Annotated in this window: 17 protein-coding genes; 12 read left to right on the top strand and 5 right to left on the bottom strand. The window is 71.8% G+C overall.

Annotated elements, in window-relative coordinates; all coding sequences use genetic code 11:
• Positions 1-1,041, top strand: a complete 1,041-nt coding sequence (locus C2865_RS04965) for a uroporphyrinogen decarboxylase/cobalamine-independent methonine synthase family protein (protein WP_106397048.1) — start codon at positions 1-3, stop codon at positions 1,039-1,041.
• A 109-nt stretch (positions 1,042-1,150) separates the two neighbouring features.
• Here C2865_RS04965 and C2865_RS04970 read toward each other — a convergent pair whose 3' ends face one another.
• The 3 genes from C2865_RS04970 to C2865_RS04980 are packed head-to-tail and all read right to left on the bottom strand — an operon-like array spanning position 1,151 to position 2,081.
• Entirely contained in the window at positions 1,151-1,420 is a 270-nt protein-coding gene (locus C2865_RS04970; protein WP_106397049.1) for a hypothetical protein, read from the bottom strand.
• Positions 1,417-1,746: a DUF6247 family protein gene (locus C2865_RS04975; protein WP_106397050.1), complete on the bottom strand. Its 330-nt coding sequence runs from the start codon at positions 1,744-1,746 to the stop codon at positions 1,417-1,419. The genes C2865_RS04970 and C2865_RS04975 overlap by 4 nt, the downstream gene beginning before the upstream one ends.
• A 47-nt stretch (positions 1,747-1,793) precedes the next feature.
• On the bottom strand, positions 1,794-2,081 hold the full coding sequence (locus tag C2865_RS04980; RefSeq protein ID WP_106397051.1) for a putative quinol monooxygenase: 288 nt from the start codon (positions 2,079-2,081) through the stop codon (positions 1,794-1,796).
• A gap of 168 nt (positions 2,082-2,249) precedes the next feature.
• Here C2865_RS04980 and C2865_RS04985 point away from each other — a divergent pair, with 168 nt between their 5' ends.
• From C2865_RS04985 to fdhD, 8 genes are all read left to right on the top strand, one after another.
• Entirely contained in the window at positions 2,250-3,701 is a 1,452-nt protein-coding gene (locus C2865_RS04985) for an aldehyde dehydrogenase family protein (RefSeq protein WP_106397052.1), read from the top strand.
• Complete coding sequence (gene lhgO / locus C2865_RS04990; RefSeq protein ID WP_106397053.1) at positions 3,694-4,899, top strand: L-2-hydroxyglutarate oxidase; 1,206 nt, start codon at positions 3,694-3,696, stop codon at positions 4,897-4,899. Before C2865_RS04985 ends, lhgO begins: the two co-directional genes overlap by 8 nt.
• A 119-nt stretch (positions 4,900-5,018) precedes the next feature.
• Positions 5,019-5,879: an amidohydrolase family protein gene (locus C2865_RS04995; RefSeq protein ID WP_106397054.1), complete on the top strand. Its 861-nt coding sequence runs from the start codon at positions 5,019-5,021 to the stop codon at positions 5,877-5,879.
• A 10-nt stretch (positions 5,880-5,889) separates the two neighbouring features.
• Positions 5,890-7,599 (top strand): thiamine pyrophosphate-dependent enzyme, encoded by a 1,710-nt coding sequence (locus tag C2865_RS05000; protein ID WP_106397055.1) that lies wholly within the window; start codon positions 5,890-5,892, stop codon positions 7,597-7,599.
• Between the two features lie 19 nt (positions 7,600-7,618).
• Positions 7,619-8,671 (top strand): Ldh family oxidoreductase, encoded by a 1,053-nt coding sequence (locus C2865_RS05005; protein ID WP_106397056.1) that lies wholly within the window; start codon positions 7,619-7,621, stop codon positions 8,669-8,671.
• A 34-nt stretch (positions 8,672-8,705) separates the two neighbouring features.
• Positions 8,706-9,593, top strand: a complete 888-nt coding sequence (locus C2865_RS05010; protein WP_106397057.1) for a siderophore-interacting protein — start codon at positions 8,706-8,708, stop codon at positions 9,591-9,593.
• Between the two features lie 125 nt (positions 9,594-9,718).
• Positions 9,719-11,998: an FdhF/YdeP family oxidoreductase gene (locus tag C2865_RS05015; RefSeq protein WP_106397058.1), complete on the top strand. Its 2,280-nt coding sequence runs from the start codon at positions 9,719-9,721 to the stop codon at positions 11,996-11,998.
• Positions 11,998-12,819: a formate dehydrogenase accessory sulfurtransferase FdhD gene (gene fdhD / locus C2865_RS05020; protein ID WP_106397059.1), complete on the top strand. Its 822-nt coding sequence runs from the start codon at positions 11,998-12,000 to the stop codon at positions 12,817-12,819. The genes C2865_RS05015 and fdhD overlap by 1 nt, the downstream gene beginning before the upstream one ends.
• A 31-nt stretch (positions 12,820-12,850) precedes the next feature.
• On the opposite strand, the gene C2865_RS05025 is transcribed toward fdhD, so the two are convergent.
• Positions 12,851-14,104, bottom strand: coding sequence for a cytochrome P450 (locus tag C2865_RS05025; protein WP_157963565.1), 1,254 nt, complete (start codon positions 14,102-14,104; stop codon positions 12,851-12,853).
• Between the two features lie 85 nt (positions 14,105-14,189).
• Between C2865_RS05025 and C2865_RS05030 the strand changes: the two genes are divergently transcribed.
• Together C2865_RS05030 and C2865_RS05035 are read left to right on the top strand one after the other, a co-directional pair.
• Positions 14,190-14,798 carry a TetR/AcrR family transcriptional regulator gene (locus tag C2865_RS05030; RefSeq protein ID WP_106397493.1) on the top strand — a complete coding sequence of 203 codons (609 nt, stop codon included), beginning with the start codon at positions 14,190-14,192 and terminating at the stop codon, positions 14,796-14,798.
• A 102-nt stretch (positions 14,799-14,900) separates the two neighbouring features.
• On the top strand, positions 14,901-15,761 hold the full coding sequence (locus C2865_RS05035) for an LLM class F420-dependent oxidoreductase (protein WP_106397061.1): 861 nt from the start codon (positions 14,901-14,903) through the stop codon (positions 15,759-15,761).
• Positions 15,762-15,785: 24 nt separating this feature from the next.
• On the opposite strand, the gene C2865_RS05040 is transcribed toward C2865_RS05035, so the two are convergent.
• On the bottom strand, positions 15,786-17,423 hold the full coding sequence (locus C2865_RS05040) for a penicillin-binding transpeptidase domain-containing protein (protein ID WP_106397062.1): 1,638 nt from the start codon (positions 17,421-17,423) through the stop codon (positions 15,786-15,788).
• Between the two features lie 110 nt (positions 17,424-17,533).
• Between C2865_RS05040 and C2865_RS05045 the strand changes: the two genes are divergently transcribed.
• A complete protein-coding gene (locus C2865_RS05045) occupies positions 17,534-18,472 on the top strand; it encodes a LysR family transcriptional regulator (protein ID WP_106397063.1) in 939 nt (312 codons plus the stop codon).
• Positions 18,473-18,489 lie beyond the last annotated feature (17 nt).

Here is an 18,489-nt window from a genome sequence, read left to right on the forward strand (position 1 = left end):
ATGGCCGACACATACAAGTTCCGGATCGACCACCACGGCAGCCTGGTCCGCCCCGTCGAGGTCCTGAACGCCCGCACCCGGCACGCCGCGGGCGAACTCGACGACGGCGGCCTGCGCGCCGCCGAGGACGAGGCGATCGCCGAGGTCGTCAAGTACCAGCGCAAGCTCCGCCTCTCGGTCGTCACCGACGGCGACTTCCGCGGTGAGGACTTCCGCAGCACGGTCCTGAACGCCGTCAGCGGCTTCCGTCGCACCGACGGCACCGACGACCACGACCGCCCCCGGTGGGTAGCCGACGGCGAGCTGAAGGCCGGGAAGCCGCTCGTCGCGATCGACCCCGCCGTGGCCGCAGAACTGACCAAGACGGCGGCCCCCAAGGCGTCCCTCCCATCCCCGGCGTTCCTGGCCGCCACCTGCTTCGACCCCGGCGGCGCCTACCGGAGCCCGGTCGAGCTCGGCGAGGTCCTGGCCCGGATCGTCCGCGACGAGATCCAGCAGCTCATCTCCCGCGGCGTCCGCCTCGTCCAGCTGAACAACTTCCGCTACGCCTCCTACCTGTTCTCCCGAGGCGGCCAGCCCCTGACCCTGGAAGAGGCCGTCGCGATCGACTCCCTCGCGGTGGACCTGGAAGACAGGCCAGAGAACGTCCGGATCGGCCTCTGCCCCACCCACAAGGCCGCGGAGACCGCGGACGGCGAGGCCGCCGCCCGCCTGTTCGCGGACCTGCCGGTCGACCGATGGGTCCTGCCCTACGCCCACGGCACCGAGGCCGAGGCGGCTCTGCTCCGCGCCGTCCCCGCCGACCGCGACGCCGCCCTGGGCATCGTCGACGCGTCCGTCGCCGAACTCGAGGACGTCGAGACGATCATGCAGCGCATGGACGCCGCAGCCGAGCTGAAGGACATCGAGGACATCGCGGTCACCCCGAACGCCGGCTTCTCCGACGTGGCGGGCCGCCCCGCGATCCCCGCCGACGCCCAGCGCCGCAAACTGGTCCACGTGGAGACCATCGCCCGCATGTGCTGGGGCAACGAACTGTAGGAACCCTCACCGAAGCGCCCGGATCGACTCCGACCCGGGCGCTTCACCGTGCGGAACGAGGCCGCGATCCCCGGCCGCGGCGGGAACCCCAAGCCGATGGCGAAGGCGCTCATCCCGCCCAGAGGACACTCGCGATCACGACGCGCCGGTCGGGGTCCTGCAGGTGTTCGATGATGACGTAGTGGGCCATGCCGCAGCCGCTGGCGAACGCCATGACACGGGAATTGTCCGCTTTCGGGTTGTCGGGACGGTACGGGTCGCCTGTCCAGGGGTCGAGTTCGAGGGCGGCTCTCATTTCCAGGTAGGAGATCACCGCGTCCGAGGGGAGAGCGATCAGGACGCCGAGGGCGTCGTCGGTCTCTTCTACGCGGTAGGTCACCGGCCTTCCGCCAGGCGCCGGCGGAGGATCTCGCCCGCGTCCACGGTCGGGACGTGCTCGCCTCGGTTCAGTTCGTCGATCGTGCTCAGCGTTCTGCGGTGCCTGTCCTGGTCCATGGAGAAGACCGCGATCCGCCACCAGGTCTCGATGAATTCGTGTACCGGTACGAGGTCGCCGTCTCTGATCGCGGTGGTCATGACTTCTTCGTACAGGCGGTCGAAGTCCGCCCGTTCTTCAGGGATCAGGAAGGCCCGAAAGTCCTTGGGGTTCTTTTCGGGCCACTTCCGCGAAGGCCCGGGAACGGGTTCGATCGGCTGTGCGGTCATAACACGATGGTAGTTCGCCCGCGCCGCGGCATCGGGTCGATCCCGGATCAGAGGACGTCGAGGAACGTGACGGTGCGGTCCGTCAGTTTGGGGAAGATCGTTCCGAGGACGTGCTCGGTGAAGTGCGGGGTCTGCTTGTGGGCCTCGAAACCGGCCTGGTCGGTGTACTGCTCGTAGAGCGTGAAGACGTTCTCCTCCGCGGGGTCCACGTGCACGATGTAGGCGAGGTTCGCGGGTTCCTCCAGGGTGCGCTCGCGCATCTCCAGCAGGGTCCGGCGGACGAGTCCGGCGTCGTGGGGAGCGACCCGGTAACGGGCGATCACGGCGTAGGGCATGGGTTTCCTCTCGGGGCGTATCCGCAGGTGACGGGTTGATTCCACCATGCGGGACCGGGTCCGCAGGGTGCGGAGGACGCAAGCAATGCATGCCGCAGGGGCCGTGGTCGGCGCCGTTCGCCGCTCCCTATCGTGGGCATCTCTCATCCTGTATCGAAGGAGAACTCCATGCCCGTGCAGCAGACGGAGACCCTTACGGGAGGACGCTGGGCGGGGGCCGAGACGTGGGTGGACGTGTTCGACCCCACCGACGTCCGCGAGCCCGTCGCCCGTGTGCCCGCCCTGAGCGCAGAGGCCGTCCGGGACGCCTACGGCGCCGCCGCGGAAGGCTTCGCCGTCTGGCGCGGTATGTCGCCGTTCGAGCGCGCCGGGATTCTCTTCGCGGCCGCGGCGCTGCTGCGTGAGCGTGCCGAGGCCGTCGCCGCGGACGTGAGCGCGGAGAACGGCAAGACCCTGGCGGAGGCCACCGGCGAGGCGCTCAAGGCCGCCGACTTCCTCGAGTACTACGCGGGCACCGCCCGTGAGGGTTACGGAGCCCTCCTGCACGACGTGCGGCCCGGCACCAAGGCCGGCTTCCAGCGCGAGCCCCTCGGCGTCGTCCTGGCGATCACGCCTTGGAATGATCCACTGCTGACCCCGGCGCGCAAGCTCGCCCCGGCCCTGGCCGCCGGCAACTCCGCGGTGCTCAAGCCGGCGACGGAGACACCGCTGTCGGCGCTGCACCTCGCGCGCGCCCTGCACGACGCCGGGCTGCCCGCCGGGGTCCTGAACGTCATCACCGGGCGGACCTCGGAGATCTCCGAGGCGCTGCTGTCCGACCCGCGGATCGCCGCGGTGACCTTCACCGGCGGCAACGCCGTCGGCGAGCGACTGCGGGTCCGGTTCGCCGAACGCAACGTGCGCTTCCAGGGCGAGCTGGGCGGCAAGAACGCCACGGTCGTTCTCGCCGACGCCGACCTGGAGGCCGCCGCGGCGGCCGTCGTCGCCGCCTCGTTCGGGCAGGCCGGGCAGCGCTGCACCGCCACCAGCCGGGTCCTCGTCGAGCGCTCCGTGCACGACGCGTTCGTCGGGCTGCTGTGCGAGAAGGCCGCCGCGCTGCCCGTCGGATCCGGCCGCGACGCCGCGACCAGGGTCGGGCCGCTGGTCAGCCCGTCCCACCGCAAGAGCGTCCTGAAGGACATCGACACCGCCGTGGCGCAGGGAGCCGAGGTCGTGCTCGGCGGCGGCGCCCCCGAAGGCGACGCCTACGCCCACGGCTGCTACGTCGCCCCGACGATCCTCACCGGGGTCGCCCCCGAGATGGACGTCTGGCGCGTGGAGGTCTTCGGGCCGGTCCTGGCCGTCCGGCCCGTCGACGGGTTCGACCAGGCCGTCGCCGAGGTCAACGACTCCGTCTACGGCCTGGCCGCCGCGGTCTTCACCGGGGACCTCGGCGCCGCCCACCGGTTCATCGACGCCGTCGAGGCCGGGCAGGTCGCGGTCAACACCACCACCTCCGGCTGGGACGTGCACCACCCGTTCGGCGGGTTCCGCGACTCCGGCTCGCCCTTCAAGGAGCAGGGCTCGGAGGCGCTGCGCTTCTACACCCGGGTCAAGACGTTCGCGATCCACCATGGCTGAGGAGACCGTCGGCATCATCGGCGCCGGAATCGTCGGGCTCGCGATCGGCAGGGAGATCACCCTGCGGCGGCCCGGAACCCGCGTCGTCGTCTTCGAGAAGGAGGACCGGGTCGCGGTCCACCAGACCGGCCACAACTCCGGTGTCGTCCACGCGGGCATCTACTACACGCCCGGCAGCCTCAAGGCCGAGCTGTGCACGCGCGGCGCGGCGATGATCCGCGAGTACTGCCGGGAACGGGAGCTGCCGTTCGACGAGTGCGGCAAGCTCGTCGTCGCCGTCACCCCGCAGGACGTCGAGCGGATGGACGCCCTGGCCGCCCGTGCGGGCGACAACCACGTCCCGGGGCTGCGGCGCGTCGGCCCCGAGGAGATCCGCGAGATCGAGCCGCACTGCACCGGCCTGGCGGCCCTGCACTCGCCGCGCACCGCGATCACCGACTACGTGCGGATCACCGAGTCGTTCGGCGACGACGTCGTCGGGGCCGGAGGCGAGATCAGGCTGTCGTTCCCGGTCACCCGGATCACCGAGGTGACGGGCGGGATCGAGGTCGCCTCCGGGGACGAGGCGGTCAGGGTCGACCGGCTGATCATCTGCGCGGGCATCCAGTCGGACCTCGTCGCCGGCCTGGCGGGCGATGACCCCGGCCCCCGGATCGTCCCGTTCCGCGGCGAGTACATGTTGATCCGTCCGGAGAAGGCCGATCTGATCCGCGGCCTCATCTACCCGGTCCCCGACCCCCGCTACCCGTTCCTCGGCGTGCACTTCACCCGCCGGGTGGACGGCACCGTGGACGTCGGCCCCAACGCGGTGCTCGCGTTCGCGCGCGAGGGGTACCGCCTCTCCGACGTCTCCGTAAGCGACCTGGTCCAGATGGCGCGCTGGACCGGCACCTGGAAGATGGCGGCGCGGCATTGGCGGACCGGCGTCAAGGAAATGCGCGGCTCCCTTTCCAAAAAGGCTTTCATGAAGTCCGCACGGAATTATGTCGCCGAGATCGGACCGGAGGACGTCCACCCGGGCGGCGCGGGCGTGCGCGCCCAGGCGCTCGACCGCGACGGCACTCTCGTCGAGGACTTCCGCATCCACCGGCTCGGCCGGATCACGGCCGTGCGGAACGCCCCCTCACCTGCGGCGACGTCCTCCATGGCGATCGCCGAGTACGTGCTGGACACCATCGACGGCAAACGGGGCGGCTGACCGTCAAGTGTCGCCGCGTGCAACAAGCGATTGCGCGCTGAGGGCTCCTTAAGGCCACTTCCGGCCTATAGCGTACGTCGCATCCGATAAGGCGAAAATCAAAAGAAAGGACGCCCGAAATGTTTGTCGTCGATTCCCAGGTCCATGTCTGGAAGGAAGAGACCCCCGACCGTCCCTGGGTTCCGGGCGCCCGCGAGCGGATCCGGTTGAACGGCCACCGCGAGGACCCGTTCAGCTACGAGGAGTGCCTGGCCCTGATGGACGAGGCCGGCGTCAACCGCGCGCTGATCCTGCCGCCCTCCTGGGAGGGCAACCGCATCGACTACTCCCTCGAGGCGTGCGAGGCGCACCCGGACCGCTTCGGCATCATGGCCCGCGTCCCGCAGGACGACCCGGTCGAGGGCACGGCCATGCTGCGGGACTTCGCCCAGAACCCCTACGTCAAGGGCACCCGGCTGACCTTCCACCGGCCGCAGGACCGCAACTGGATGATCGACGGCACCAACGACTGGTACTGGCCGGTCGCCGAGGAGCTCGGCATCCCCACCATGGTGCACGCCCCGATCTGGAAGCGGGAGCTCGGCGAGATCGCCGCCCGGCACCCGAACCTGAAGATCATCATCGACCACATGGGCATCATGGCCCGCTGCGTCGACGACGCGATCGGCTACTGGGTGCAGGAGACCGCCGACCTGCACGAGCACCCCAACGTCTACGTCAAGGTCTCGGCGATCCCCGGCTACTCCACGCACCCGTTCCCCAACCTCAACATCGAGAAGTACGTGCGCGAGATGGTCGACCGGATGGGGCCCGAGCGCTGCTTCTGGGGCACCGACCTGACCCGCCTCATGGGGCACGGCCTGACCTACACCGACACGATCGAGCAGTTCACCAAGCACTTCGACCTCAGCGCCGAGGAACTGGAGTGGATCATGGGCCGGGGCATCTGCGAGGTGCTCGACTGGCCGGTAGAGGGCTGAGAAGGGCGCCATGACACACCGCACCGACGGCGGAGACGCCGTCATCGCCGCGTTCAACGCGATCGGGTCCGACTACGTCTTCTCCTCGCCGGGCTCGGAATGGGCGCCGGTCTGGGAGTCGCTGGCCAGGCGCCACCGCGACGGGCTGCCCTGCCCGAAGTACCTCGACCTGACGCACGAGACCGTGGCCGTCGGCATGGCCACCGGCTACGGGCTCCTCACCCGCCGGGCCCAGGGCGTGCTGCTGCACGCGGGCCCCGGTCTCCTGCAGGGCGCGTGCGCGGTCCACGGCGCGCTCCTGGCGGGAGTGCCGATGGTCGTCTCCTCGTCGGAGTCCGTCACCTACGGCGACGGACCCGGGCCCGACCCGGGCGGTCAGTGGTACCGCAACCTGTCGGTCGTGGGCGGCCCGCACCAGATGGCGCAGCCCTTCGTGAAGTGGGCCAACCAGGTCGGCAGCGTCTCGACCCTCACCGGCATGGTGACCCGCTCGGCCGAACTCGCCGAGCGGGCTCCGGCCGGACCCGCCTACCTCAACATCCCGCTCGAGATCCTGCTCGAACCCTGGGCGGAGCACGAGCTCAAGCCGGTCGCGCGCAGGGGCTCGACGGTCAGCGCGCCCGACGAGATCGCGGCGGTGCTCGACCTGCTGTCCCGGGCGGCGAACCCGGTGATCGTCACCGAGACGACCGGCCGCGAGGCCGGTGGCATGGAGGCGCTGGTCGCCTTCGCCGAGGCGGCGCGGATCCCGGTCGTCGAGCCCAACTCGGCGGTGTGCGCGAACTTCCCCCGCACGCACGAGCTGCACGCGGGCAGCGACATCGGCCCGTTCGTCGAGGGAGCGGACGCGGCGGACCTCATCCTGCTGGTCAACTGCCGTGCGCCGTTCTACCCGCCCAGCCGGAGGCCGGCGAAGGCGAAGATCGTCGTCATCGACGAGGTGCCGCAGCGCCCGCACATCGCCTACCAGGTGCTCTTCGCCGACCACTACCTGGAAGGCGGCGTCGCGGCCACCCTCCGGGAGATGGCCCGGCTGACCCGCGAGGCGGCGCCGGACGAGGCGCTGCTGGAGCGGCGGAGCCGGGCGCAGCTGACCCGCCGCCGGGCCGAGACCCGGGCGATCGAGGCGGCCGAGGAGCGCGCGGCGAACGCCGACGGGCTCGACCCGGTCACGGTGGCCGCCGCGCTGCGCGAGGTGATCGAGGGCGAGGACGCGATCGTGGTCGACGAGACGATCACCCACAGCAGGGTCGTCCAGCGCCACCTGAAGAACGACGAGCCCGACTCGTACTTCTACGTGCAGGGCGGCCTCGGCCAGGGCATCGCGGTCGCGCTGGGCGTCAAGCTCGCCGCTCCCGAGCGGCCCGTCGTCCTGACGGTCGGCGACGGGGCGTTCCTCTACAACCCCGTCATCCCGTCGCTCGACGCCGCGAAAACCAACGGGCTCCCGCTGCTGATCGTGGTCTTCAACAACCGCAAGTACCTCTCCATGAAGCTGAACCACCTGCGCTTCTACCCCGAGGGCGCGGCGGTCGACACCGGGGAGTTCCTCGGCGTGGACCTCGGCGGCCAGCCCGAGCTGGCGCGCTTCGCCGAGCCGTTCGGCATGCACGGCGAGGCCGTGGAGAAGGCCGCCGAGCTGGCGCCCGCGCTGGAGCGCGCGCTGCGGGCGGTCCAGGGCGGCACGACCGCGATCGTCAACATCTCCGTTTCCCGCTGAGCACAGACCGGAGCCACCCATGCCACCGACGAAAGTCGTGATCCCCGCCGCCGAGCTGAAGAGCTTCGTGGCCGAGCTCTTCACCCGGGCGGGCACCGGCGCCGAGCACGCCGAGACCATCAGTGACGTGCTGATCTGGGCGAGCCTGCGCGGCGTCGACTCCCACGGCGTCGCCCGCGTCCCCCGCTACCTGGAGCTGCTGGAGTCCGGCGAGGCCAACCCCGCGCCCGACGTCAGGCTCGCCTCCACTGTGCCGGGCGTCGCGCTCCTGGACGCCGACCGGGCCCCCGGTCCCGTCGCCCTCACCGCGGCCGCGCACGAGGCGATCGCGCGGGCACGCGCCAACGGCATCGGCGCGGTCGGCGTGCGCCGCACCGTGCACACCGGCGCCATCGGCTACTACACCACCCTCATCGCGGAGGCGGGCCTCACCGGCATCGCGTTCGTGGCGGGCATGCCCAACATGGGTTACACCGGCGTCAAGGGCGCGGCGGTGGCGACGAGCCCGCTCGCGATCGCCGTCCCCGCGCCGGGCCGTCCGCCGGTGCTGCTCGACATGGCCACCGCGACGATCGCGCTGGGCAAGATCGCCCAGTACCGGAACGCCGGCAGGGAGCTGCCGGAGGGCGCCGCGGCCACCGCCGACGGCACCCCCACCACCGACCCGGATCTCGCCGAGATGCCGCTGCCGATGGCGGGCGCCAAGGGCGCGGGCATGTCCCTGGTCTTCGAGCTGCTCACCAGCGTCATGGTCGGCGCGCCGATCCTCTCCTCGTTCCACGGCGACGACCCGCAGGGCAGGGTCCACCGGCAGAACGCCCTGATCATCGCGGTCGACCCCGCCGCGTTCGGGGCCGGCGAGGCGTTCGCCGACTCGGTCGCCGCCACCGTCGACACGCTCAAGGGCCTGCCCCGGGCGGACGAGGACACCGAGGTCCGCTACCCCGGCGAGGGCGGCTCCGCGATCGCGGCCACCCGGGCGGCCGAGGGCGTCCCGGTGGGTCCGAAGGTGTGGAAGGGGCTCGTCGAGGCCGCCGGGAAGCTGGGCGTGAAGGTCCCCGGCGAGGCCTGATCCAAAAGCGTCCAGGCCCAGGAAGGGACCACAGATGACAGAAGCTCCAGACCGTCCGGGACGGCAGGGCCGTCCGGGAGGGCGTCCGGGCGGCGGGCAGGGGAGAGGGCGCCGGGTCACCCGGTCGGAGGTCCAGCGGGTCGAACGACTCACTCCGCGCCTGCTCCGCATCGTGCTGGGCGGTCCGGGCCTGGCGGACTTCAGCGCGGGCGAGTACACCGACCACTACATCAAACTGCTGCTCCCCGTCCCGGGCGTGATCTATCCGGAGCCCTTCGACCTGCAGCGCATCCGTGCCGACCTCCCTCGGGAGGAGTGGCCCGCCATGCGCACCTACACCGTGCGCCGGTGGGACGCCGGGAGGCGCGAGCTGACCGTCGATCTCGTCCACCACGGTGACGAAGGACCGGCCGGGCCCTGGGCCGCCGGGCTGCAGCCGGGCGACGTGGTCCGTTTCGCCGGACCGGGGGGAGGCTACGCTCCCGGCGCGGACGCCGACTGGCATCTGCTGGCGGGCGACGAGAGCGCCCTCCCCGCCATCGCGGCGACGCTGGAGCGGCTGCCGCGAGGCGCCCGGGCCCTGGCCTTCATCGAGGTGGCGGGGCCGGAGGAGGAGCTGGAACTGGAGTCCTCCGGAGACGCGGTGATCACCTGGGTGCACCGCGGCGACGCTCCCGTGGGCGAGGCCCTCGTCCGGGCGGTCCGCGGGCTGGACTTCCCCGCGGGCGAGCCGCAGGCGTTCGTCCACGGGGAGGCGGGCTTCGTCAGGGAGCTGCGCCGGCTGCTGCTCATCGAGCGCGGCCTCCCGCGGGACCGCGTCTCCATCTCGGGCTACTGGCGGCTCGGCCAGAACGAGGACGGCTGGCAGGCCGCCAAGCGCGAGTGGAACCGCCGGGTCGAGGAGGAGCAGGGGGGAGCCTGATCCGAGCGGTTCCGGCGGGACACGGGATCTCCACCGAACCGGCGGGCCCCGGCCGTCTCGCCCTCGAGACCGCCGGGGCCTGCCGCTTTAATGGAGGACGGGCGTGGACGAGTCAGGAGAGAGCCATGGGTGCGGTCGAGGACAGGGACGAGGGGCGCCTTTCCGTCAGCGCGCCCAAGGAGTGGGCGGCCGGGGTGCCGGGGGTGGCGCACGCCCTGGGGTACGCGCTGGGGCAGACGTCGGTGCGGCGGGCGGCGCTGACGCTGCTGAACGTCAACCAGGACGAGGGGCTGGACTGCCCGGGCTGCGCCTGGCCGGAGCCGGGCAGGCGGCACCTGAACGAGTACTGCGAGAACGGCGCCAAGCACGTCGCGGACGAGGCGACGACGCGGCGGGTGACCCCCGACTTCTTCCGGAGCCACGCGGTCTCGGAGCTGGACGGGAAGTCCGACCAGTGGCTCAACCGGCAGGGGCGGCTGACCGAGCCGATGGTCAAGCGGCCCGGTTCGGACCATTACGAGCCGATCGGGTGGGACGAGGCGCTCGGGCTGGTGGCCGGGGAACTGCGCCGTCTGGACGGCCCGGACGAGGCGCTGTTCTACACCTCGGGACGCCTGGGCAACGAGGCGGCCTTTCTGCTGCAGCTGTTCGCGCGGGCGTTCGGGACCAACAACCTGCCGGACTGCTCGAACATGTGCCACGAGTCCAGCGGTTCGGCGCTGAACCAGACGCTGGGCACGGGCAAGGGCAGCGTGAGCCTGGACGACCTCCACGAAGCCGATCTGGTCTTCGTGGTGGGCCAGAATCCGGGCACCAACCACCCGCGGATGCTCTCGGCGCTGGAGGAGACCAAGCGCCGCGGCGGCCGGGTCGTCGCGGTCAACCCGCTGCCCGAGGCGGGGCTGATGCGGTTCAAGCACCCGCAGAAGGTGCGGGGCGTGCTGGGGAAGGGCACCCAGATCGCGGACGTGTTCCTGCAGATCCGTCCCGGCGGCGACCTCGCCCTGTTCCAGGCGCTGAACCTGCTGCTGCTCCAGGCCGAGGACGCCGCTCCCGGCACCGTCCTGGACCGGGAGTTCATCACCGCCCACACCACCGGGTTCGCCGAGTTCGCCGAGCACGCCCGCCTCACGACGTGGCCGGACGTGCTGGAGGCCACCGGGCTGACCCGCGAGCAGATCGAGGACGTGCACGCCCGGGTCCTGGCGAGCAAGAAGATCATCGTGTGCTGGGCGATGGGGTTGACCCAGCACAAGCACGGCGTTCCGACGATCCGGGAGATCGTGAACTTCCTGCTGATGCGCGGCGGCCTCGGCCGCCCCGGCGCGGGGGTGTGCCCGGTGCGCGGCCACAGCAACGTCCAGGGCGACCGGACGATGGGCATCTGGGAGAAGCCTCCCGCGTGGTTCCTGAAAGCCCTGGAGAAGGAGTTCGGTTTCACCCCGCCGGCCGGGCACGGCATGGACACCGTGGAGGCGATCAGGGCGATGCGCGACGGGAGGGCGAAGGTCTTCCTGGGGGTGGGCGGCAACTTCGTGCGCGCCACGCCCGACAGCGAGGTCACCGAGGCGGCGCTGCGCTCCTGCCGGCTGACCGTGCAGATCTCGACCAAGCTCAACCGCTCCCACACCGTCTGCGGCGACACGGCACTGATCCTGCCGACGCTGGGCCGCAGCGACCGGGACGTCCGCGACGGCGTCGAGCGGTTCGTGACGGTCGAGGACTCCATGAGCCAGGTCCACACGTCCCGGGGCAAGCTGCCGCCCGCGTCGGAGCACCTGCTGAGCGAGGTGTCGATCATCGCCCGCCTCGCCCGGCTGACCCTGGCGGACGGGCCCGAGCTGCCGTGGGAGGAGTTCGAGGCCGACTACGACGCCGTCCGCGACCGGATCTCCCGCGTCGTCCCGGGTTTCGAGGACTTCAACGCCCGGGTCCGCGAGCCCGGCGGTTTCCGGCTGCCCAACCCCGTGAACGACCACGTCTTCAACACCCCGCAGGGCAAGGCCGTCTTCACCCGCAACGCCTTCACGATGCTGAAGGCGCCCCGGGGGCACCTGATCCTGCAGACCCTGCGCTCGCACGACCAGTGGAACACCGTCCCCTACACGGAGAACGACCGCTACCGGGGCATCAAGGGCTCGCGCCGCGTGGTGATGGTCAACCCGCTGGACCTGGCGGACCTGGGCATCGCCGACGGCGGCCGGGTCGACCTGGTCGGCGTCTGGGAGGACGGGGTCGAGCGGCGTGCCCCCGGCTTCACCGTGGTCTCCTACCCGACGACGCCGGGCTCGGCCGCCGCCTACTACCCCGAGACCAACGTCCTGGTGCCCCTCGACAGCGTCGCCGACGTCAGCAACACCCCGACGTCCAAGGCCGTCGTGGTCCGGCTGGAAGCGGCGTCCTGATGGGGAGGGTGACCGCCCGCCGCCCGGTCCTGCGCGTCCGCGACGGGCAGGTGACCCACCGCTCCGACACCCTGACGGTGGAGGAGCCCATGGAGCTGCGGGTCGGCGGCAGGGCGCTGACGGTGACCATGCGCACCCCCGGCGACGACTTCGACCTCGCCGCCGGGTTCCTGGTGGGCGAGGGCGTCGTGCGCACCGCGGCGGACATCGCGGGCATCCGCTACTGCGCGGGCGCGGCCGACGACGGCTCCAACACCTACAACATCGTGGACGTCGTCCTGGCCGACGGCGTCCCGCCGCCCGACGCCTCGCTGGAGCGCAACTTCTACACGACGTCCTCGTGCGGCCTGTGCGGGAAGTCCAGCCTGGAGGCCATCGCCACCACCGCCCCCTGGAACCTCGCCGAAGACCCGCTGCGCGTCGCCCCCGAAACGCTGGCCGTGCTGCCCGACCGGCTGCGTGAGGCGCAGCGCGTCTTCGACCGTACCGGCGGCCTGCACGCCGCCGGGCTCTTCACCCCCGAAGGCGAGCTGGTCTGCGTCCGTGAGGACGTCGGCCGCCACAACGCCGTGGACAAGGCCGTCGGCCACGCCCTGCGCTCCGGCCGCCTTCCGCTGCGGGAGACGATCCTCATGGTCAGCGGCAGGGCCTCCTTCGAACTCGTCCAGAAGGCCGTCATGGCGGGCATCCCCCTGCTCGCCGCGGTCTCGGCCCCGTCCTCCCTGGCCGTCGACCTGGCCGCCGACCAGGGCCTGACCCTGGTCGGCTTCCTTCGGGGCTCCTCCATGAACGTCTACACCGGTTCGGCCGTCACCGTCTGACCGGCGGCGGCCGTTCCGGTGCCGTCCCGCGTCAGTGGGCGACGGGGCAGCCGCCGCTGCCGCCCTGGACGGGGGTGAAGCGGGCGGGCATGCTCTGGATCGCCGCGACGAACGCGGAGGGGTTGCGCTTGGGGAGGGCGTCGGGGTCGGAGACCTCGATGTCGGGGAGGCGGCGGAAGAGCTCCTCGAAGACGACCTTGATCTCCATCCGGGCCAGGTTGGCGCCCATGCAGTAGTGGGTGCCGATGCCGAAGCCGACGTGGGGGTTGGGGCTGCGGTCGATGCGGAACTCGTCCGGCTTGTCGAAGGCCTCCTCGTCGCGGTTGGCCGACTGGTACAGGAGCAGGACGCGGTCTCCGGGCTTGAGGTCGACGCCGCTGAGGGTGATGGGGGCGGTGACCGTCCGGAGGAAGTTGAGGACCGGGCTGGTCCAGCGGACGATCTCGTCCACGGCGCTGTCGATGAGCTCCGGGTTGGTGCGCAGGAGCTCCCGCTGCTCGGGGAAGAGGGTGAAGGCGCGCAGACCGCCCGCGATCGCGTTACGGGTCGTCTCGTTCCCGGCGACCATGAGGAGGACGCAGAACATCAGGAGCTCCTGGTCGGACAGCTCCTCCATGCCGGTCGTCTCGTTGAGCTGCGTCCGCAGCTCCTCGCTGTGGTCGAGCTTGCCCTCGTCGAACGCCGCGGTCAGCAGCGACAGCAGGTCCGTGCCCGGCTCCGTCTGCTGCCTGCGCTGCTGGACGGCCTCGCTGACGACCGTCGTGTACTCCACGAAGGCCTCGGTGGCCCGCAGGAGCACCGGGCTCTCGAAGTCGCTCTGGCCTTCTCCGGACATCATCGCGTCGGACCACTCGTAGAGCTTGTCGCACAGGTCGCGGTCGAGCCCGAGCAGCTCGGCGATGACGATGAGCGGCACGTGCCGGGCGAGGTCGGCGACGAAGTCGATCTCGCCGGAGGTCTCGACCTTGTCGATCACGTCGTTGGTCAGCTCGCGCACGTGGTCGGTGAGCTGCCTGACCTGCCGGGGGGTGAACCCGCGGGAGAGCAGGCGGCGCTGGCGCGAGTGCTCGGGATCGTCCATGGCCACGATCGACAGGGGGACCATGTTGATCGGCCGTACGCCCTGCGCGGCGCTGAAGTGCTCGTTGTCCCGCGACGCCGTCACCACGTCGGCATGCCGCGAGAGCACGTAGAGGTCGTTGTCCTTGTCGTACCGGACGGGCTGCTCGCGCCTGAGCCAGGCGTAGAAGTCCCAAGGGTCGTCATACAGCGCCGGGTCTGTCACCGACTGAGTCTCATACGAAGCCACGTCATGCACCATACAAATTTTGGATGATGTATGACAAGGGTGGAGATGCCACACTGGGCCCATGGCCGGCAGAGGATGGAAAGGCAGTCCGCCGCACACCGAGGCGGAGGCGAGGCAGCGCATTCTGGAGGCGGCGAACCGCTGCCTGGAGCGCTACGGGCCCGTCAAGACGAGCCTGTCCGACGTGGCCGCGGAACTGGGCGTGACCCGGCAGACGGTCTACCGCCACTTCCCCAGCACCACCGACCTGCTGCTGGCGAGCGCGGAGTCGGCGGCCGAACCCTTCATCGAGCGCCTCGCCGAGCACTGCTCCACCCGCGAGGACCCGGGCGAGATCGTGGTCGCGGCGATCGTCTACGTCCTGGAGCACCTGCCACAGGACCCCCGCCTGTCCCTCCTGCTGGCCCCGGAACGCGCCGACCTCCTGGCCGTCGGCATCACCTCCCCGACCGCGATCGGGTTCGGGCGGACCATGCTGCGCCGCTTCCCCGTCGACTGGGAGGCCTTGGGCTACGGCGACGAGGACCTGGCCGAGCTCGCCGAGCACCTGCTCCGCGTCATCCAGTCCCTGGTGACTGCCCCGGGCGTCCCGCCCCGCTCACCGGAGGAGCTCACCCGCTACCTCACCCGCTGGGTCGCCCCCGCGGTCCCGGTACCGGTGAACGGCTGAGCGCGCACGCCTCACGCCGCGAAGCACGACGGTCCCGGTGGGATGGGAACGCCTGGGTAGGTTGTTGATCACGGCACAGACAGGTCCCAGGAAGGATGACCCATGGAGCTTTCCGGCGTCGGCGTGTGGAGCCAGCAGCTGCGTTACGGAGACAAGGGCCAGGCCGCGGAGGCGGCCGCGGAGCTCGAGGAGCTGGGCTACAGCGCGTTGTGGATACCGGACGTCGGAGGCCCCGTCTTCGACGCGGTCGGCAACCTGCTGGGGGCGACCCGGCGGGCGGTCGTCGCGACCGGCATCCTCAACCTGTGGATGCACACCCCGGAGGAGGCCGCGGACGCCCACGCGTCGCTGACCGCCGAGCACGGCGACCGCTTCCTGATGGGCATCGGCGTGAGCCACGCCCCGCTGGTCGACCAGAAGGAGGCGGGCCGCTACCGCAAGCCGCTGGCGGCGATGACGGCCTTCCTCGACGGCCTCGACCGGGCGGAGCGCCCCGTTCCCGCCGGGAGCCGCGTCCTGGCCGCCCTCGGCCCCAAGATGCTCGCCCTCGCCGCCGAGCGCTCCGGGGGCGTCCACCCCTACCTCGTCACCCCCGACCACACCAGGACGGCCCGCGAGACCCTCGGCGAGGGGCCGCTCGTCCTCCCCGAGCAGACGGTGGTCCTGTGCTCGACCCGGGAGGAGGCGCGGGAGGTCGGCGTCGGCTGGCTGCGCAACTACCTGGCCCTGCCCAACTACGCCAACAACCTGCTCCGCCTCGGCTTCTCCGCCGAGGACCTGGAGTCGGTGAGCGACCCCCTCTTCGACGCCCTGATCGCCTGGGGCGACGAGGAGGCGATCCGGCGCAGGGTGGACGAGCACCGGGCGGCCGGCGCCGACCACGTCTGCCTCCAGGTCCTCACCGCGGACTCCAACGCCTTCCCGCGGGAGGAATGGCGCCGCATCGCCGCCGCGCTTCCGTAGCGGGCGGGGCCGCCGGTCCCCCTCCTACAGGGAGTTGAGGAACTTCGCGGCGATGGGGGCGGCGGCCTCGGCTCCGGCGCCGCCGTCCTCGACGATGACGGAGAAGGCCATGTCGCCCTTGTAGCCGATGAACCAGGAGTGGGCGGGCGGCTCCTCGCCGGAGCCGAACTCGGCGGTGCCGGTCTTGCCCGCGGTCCCGGCGGGGAAGTCGACGGCGTGGGCGGTGCCCTCGGAGACGACGGCGGGCATCAGGACGCGCAGCGCCTTGCGGACGGCGGGGTCGAGCGGGTGGTCGGGCTCGGGCTTCTTTCCGCCCGCGTCGAGCGCCTGGCCCGCCAGCCCCCGGGAGACCAGCCTGGGAGAGCGCCAGGTGCCGTCGGCGGCGGCCGCGGCGACCGAGGCCATGTTGAGCGGGCTGGTGAGCACCTCGCCCTGGCCGAACGCGGCGGAGGCCAGCGCGGTGTCGTCCTTGACGGCGGGGAACGCCGCCCGCACCGCCGGGAGGCCCGCGATGATCGGCACGTTGAAGCCGAACTGGGAGGTGACCGCCGCCAGCTTCTTCTCGCCCAGCCTGTCGACGGCAAGATCGGCGAACGTGGTGTTGCAGGAGTGGGCGAACGCCTCCCGGAACGGGATGCTGCCGAACTTCTCGTACCCGGCGTTCTTGAAGGTGCGGCCGTTGATCGTCGTCGTGGCGGGGCAGTCCACCTTGCTGGCGACGCCGAGCCCGCCCGCGACCAGCGCCGCCGCCGTCACGACCTTGAAGGTGGAGCCGGGCGGGTACTGGCCCATGAGCGCGCGGTTGTAGCCGCCGGGCTTGTTGACGACGGCGAGGATCTCGCCGGTCGAGGGCCGGACGACGACCATCGAGGCGTTCTTCTTCGCGGTCGAGAGCGCCGTTCCGGCGGCCTGCTGGACGCGCGGTTCGATGGTGGTCTTCAGCGGCTCGCCCTCCCGGCCGCCGAAACGCTGGAGCGTCTTGACCGGCTCGTCCTTCGCGTCGACGATCCGCACGACCGTGGCGGGCGTGCCGGCCAGCCGCTTCTCGTACTGGCGGTTGAGCCCGTCGAGGCCGACCGGGTCGTCCTTGCGGTAGGGGGCGCCGAACTCGGCGGCGGCCTTGTCGGTGGCGGGGCCGACCGGCCCGAGCAGCTGCTGCACCGATCCGGAGGAGCTGCCGCGCAGGTCGGAGCCGTTGGCGGCGGTGATCGCCGCGCGGTCGGGGAAGGCGCGGGCGGAGCTGAGCCGCTGGCCGTCCCGCAGGTCGGGGTGGAGCACGGACGGGGTCCAGCGGACCCGCCACCCGGCGTCGTTCTTGACGAACGAGAACATGCCGTCGTACTTCCACTTCTGACCCTGCCCGAGGGTGAGCTCGGCCCGGTAGAGGGCCTTGGCGTCCTCGCCCTCGCCGACGCCGGCCAGGCTGAGGCGCTGGTCGACGACGCCCAGGTCGGTCCACGTGCGGGTGAGCAGGGCCGGGAGGTCGGCGGGGCCGCCCGCGGTGAGCGCCGCCATCGCGGCGGCGTCGCGGCGCTGCCAGGCGTCGAGGAACCGCTCGGTGACCGGCTTGGGCCCCTCGTCCCTGTTCACCGCCCAGAAGACCCCGGCGCCCACGGCCAGGACCGTCGGTACGGCCACCGCTGCCACTACGGTTCGGCGCATCCGCGTCTCTCCTTCCCCCTGAGGAGCCACCAGAACAGCAGAAGATTCGCGATATGTCCAAGATGGGTATCACTCACGGATTGATATCCGACTGGATATACTCCCTGGCCATGAACCTGGTGGGGCATCTCGAGTGCTTCGTCGTGGTCGCCGAAGAACTGCACTTCGGCCGGGCCGCGGAGCGGCTCGGCATGGCCCAGCCGCCGCTCAGCCAGCGTATCCAGCGGCTGGAGAAGGAGCTCGACACCCGCCTGTTCGACCGTTCCAGCCGCCGCGTCGCGCTCACCGCGTCCGGCCGGCTGCTGCTGGAGGAGGCCCGCGACCTCCTCGTGCGGGTCGACCGGATCCGCGCGGTCGCCGAACGGGCCGGAGAACGCGACGTGCTGCGCGTCGGCGTCCCCGAGGACCTCGACGGCGCCGTGATCGCCGCCCTCCTCGGCACGTTCCGCGACGTCCGGCCCGACCTGCCCCTGGACCTGCGTCCCGCCCCGACCGAGGAGCACCTGCGCGCGCTGGCCGACGGCACGCTCGACGCCGGGGTGCTCCGCCACCCGTGCGACACCGCGGGCCTGTCCCTCGGCCCGATGCTCGGCCAGCCCCTGGGCGTCCTGCTGCCCGACGGCTCCCCGCCGGCCGCCGCGCCCGAGCTGCGCCTGGCCGACCTGGAGGGCCACGACCTCGTGGTGTCCCGCCGCGAGATGCCCCCCGCCGCGCTGGAGGACCTGCTGGCCTCCTGCGCCCGGCACGGGTTCGTCCCGGGCGCCGTCCACGAGTCCCCGCACCCCCAGTTCACCCTGGGCCTCGTGCTCGCGGGCACCGCCGTGGCCCTCGTCCCGCGCGCGCCCGCCGCCCCCGGCACGGTGTGGCGGCCCCTGCTGGGCGACCCGCTCCTGCAGCGGACGTCCTGCGCCTGGCGTTCCGGAGCCCCGCCCGAGGGGCCCCTCGCCGACCTCATCGAGGTGACCACCCGAGTCCTGCGTACAGAGGCCGCCATGACCCCCGTCCACCAGCGCGTCGTCCTCCGCCCGTCGTCGGGGTTCCTCGCATGAGCCCTCGCCCTCCCCTC

It is taken from the genome of Actinocorallia populi, from assembly GCF_002995495.1.
Lineage (GTDB): Bacteria > Actinomycetota > Actinomycetes > Streptosporangiales > Streptosporangiaceae > Actinocorallia > Actinocorallia populi.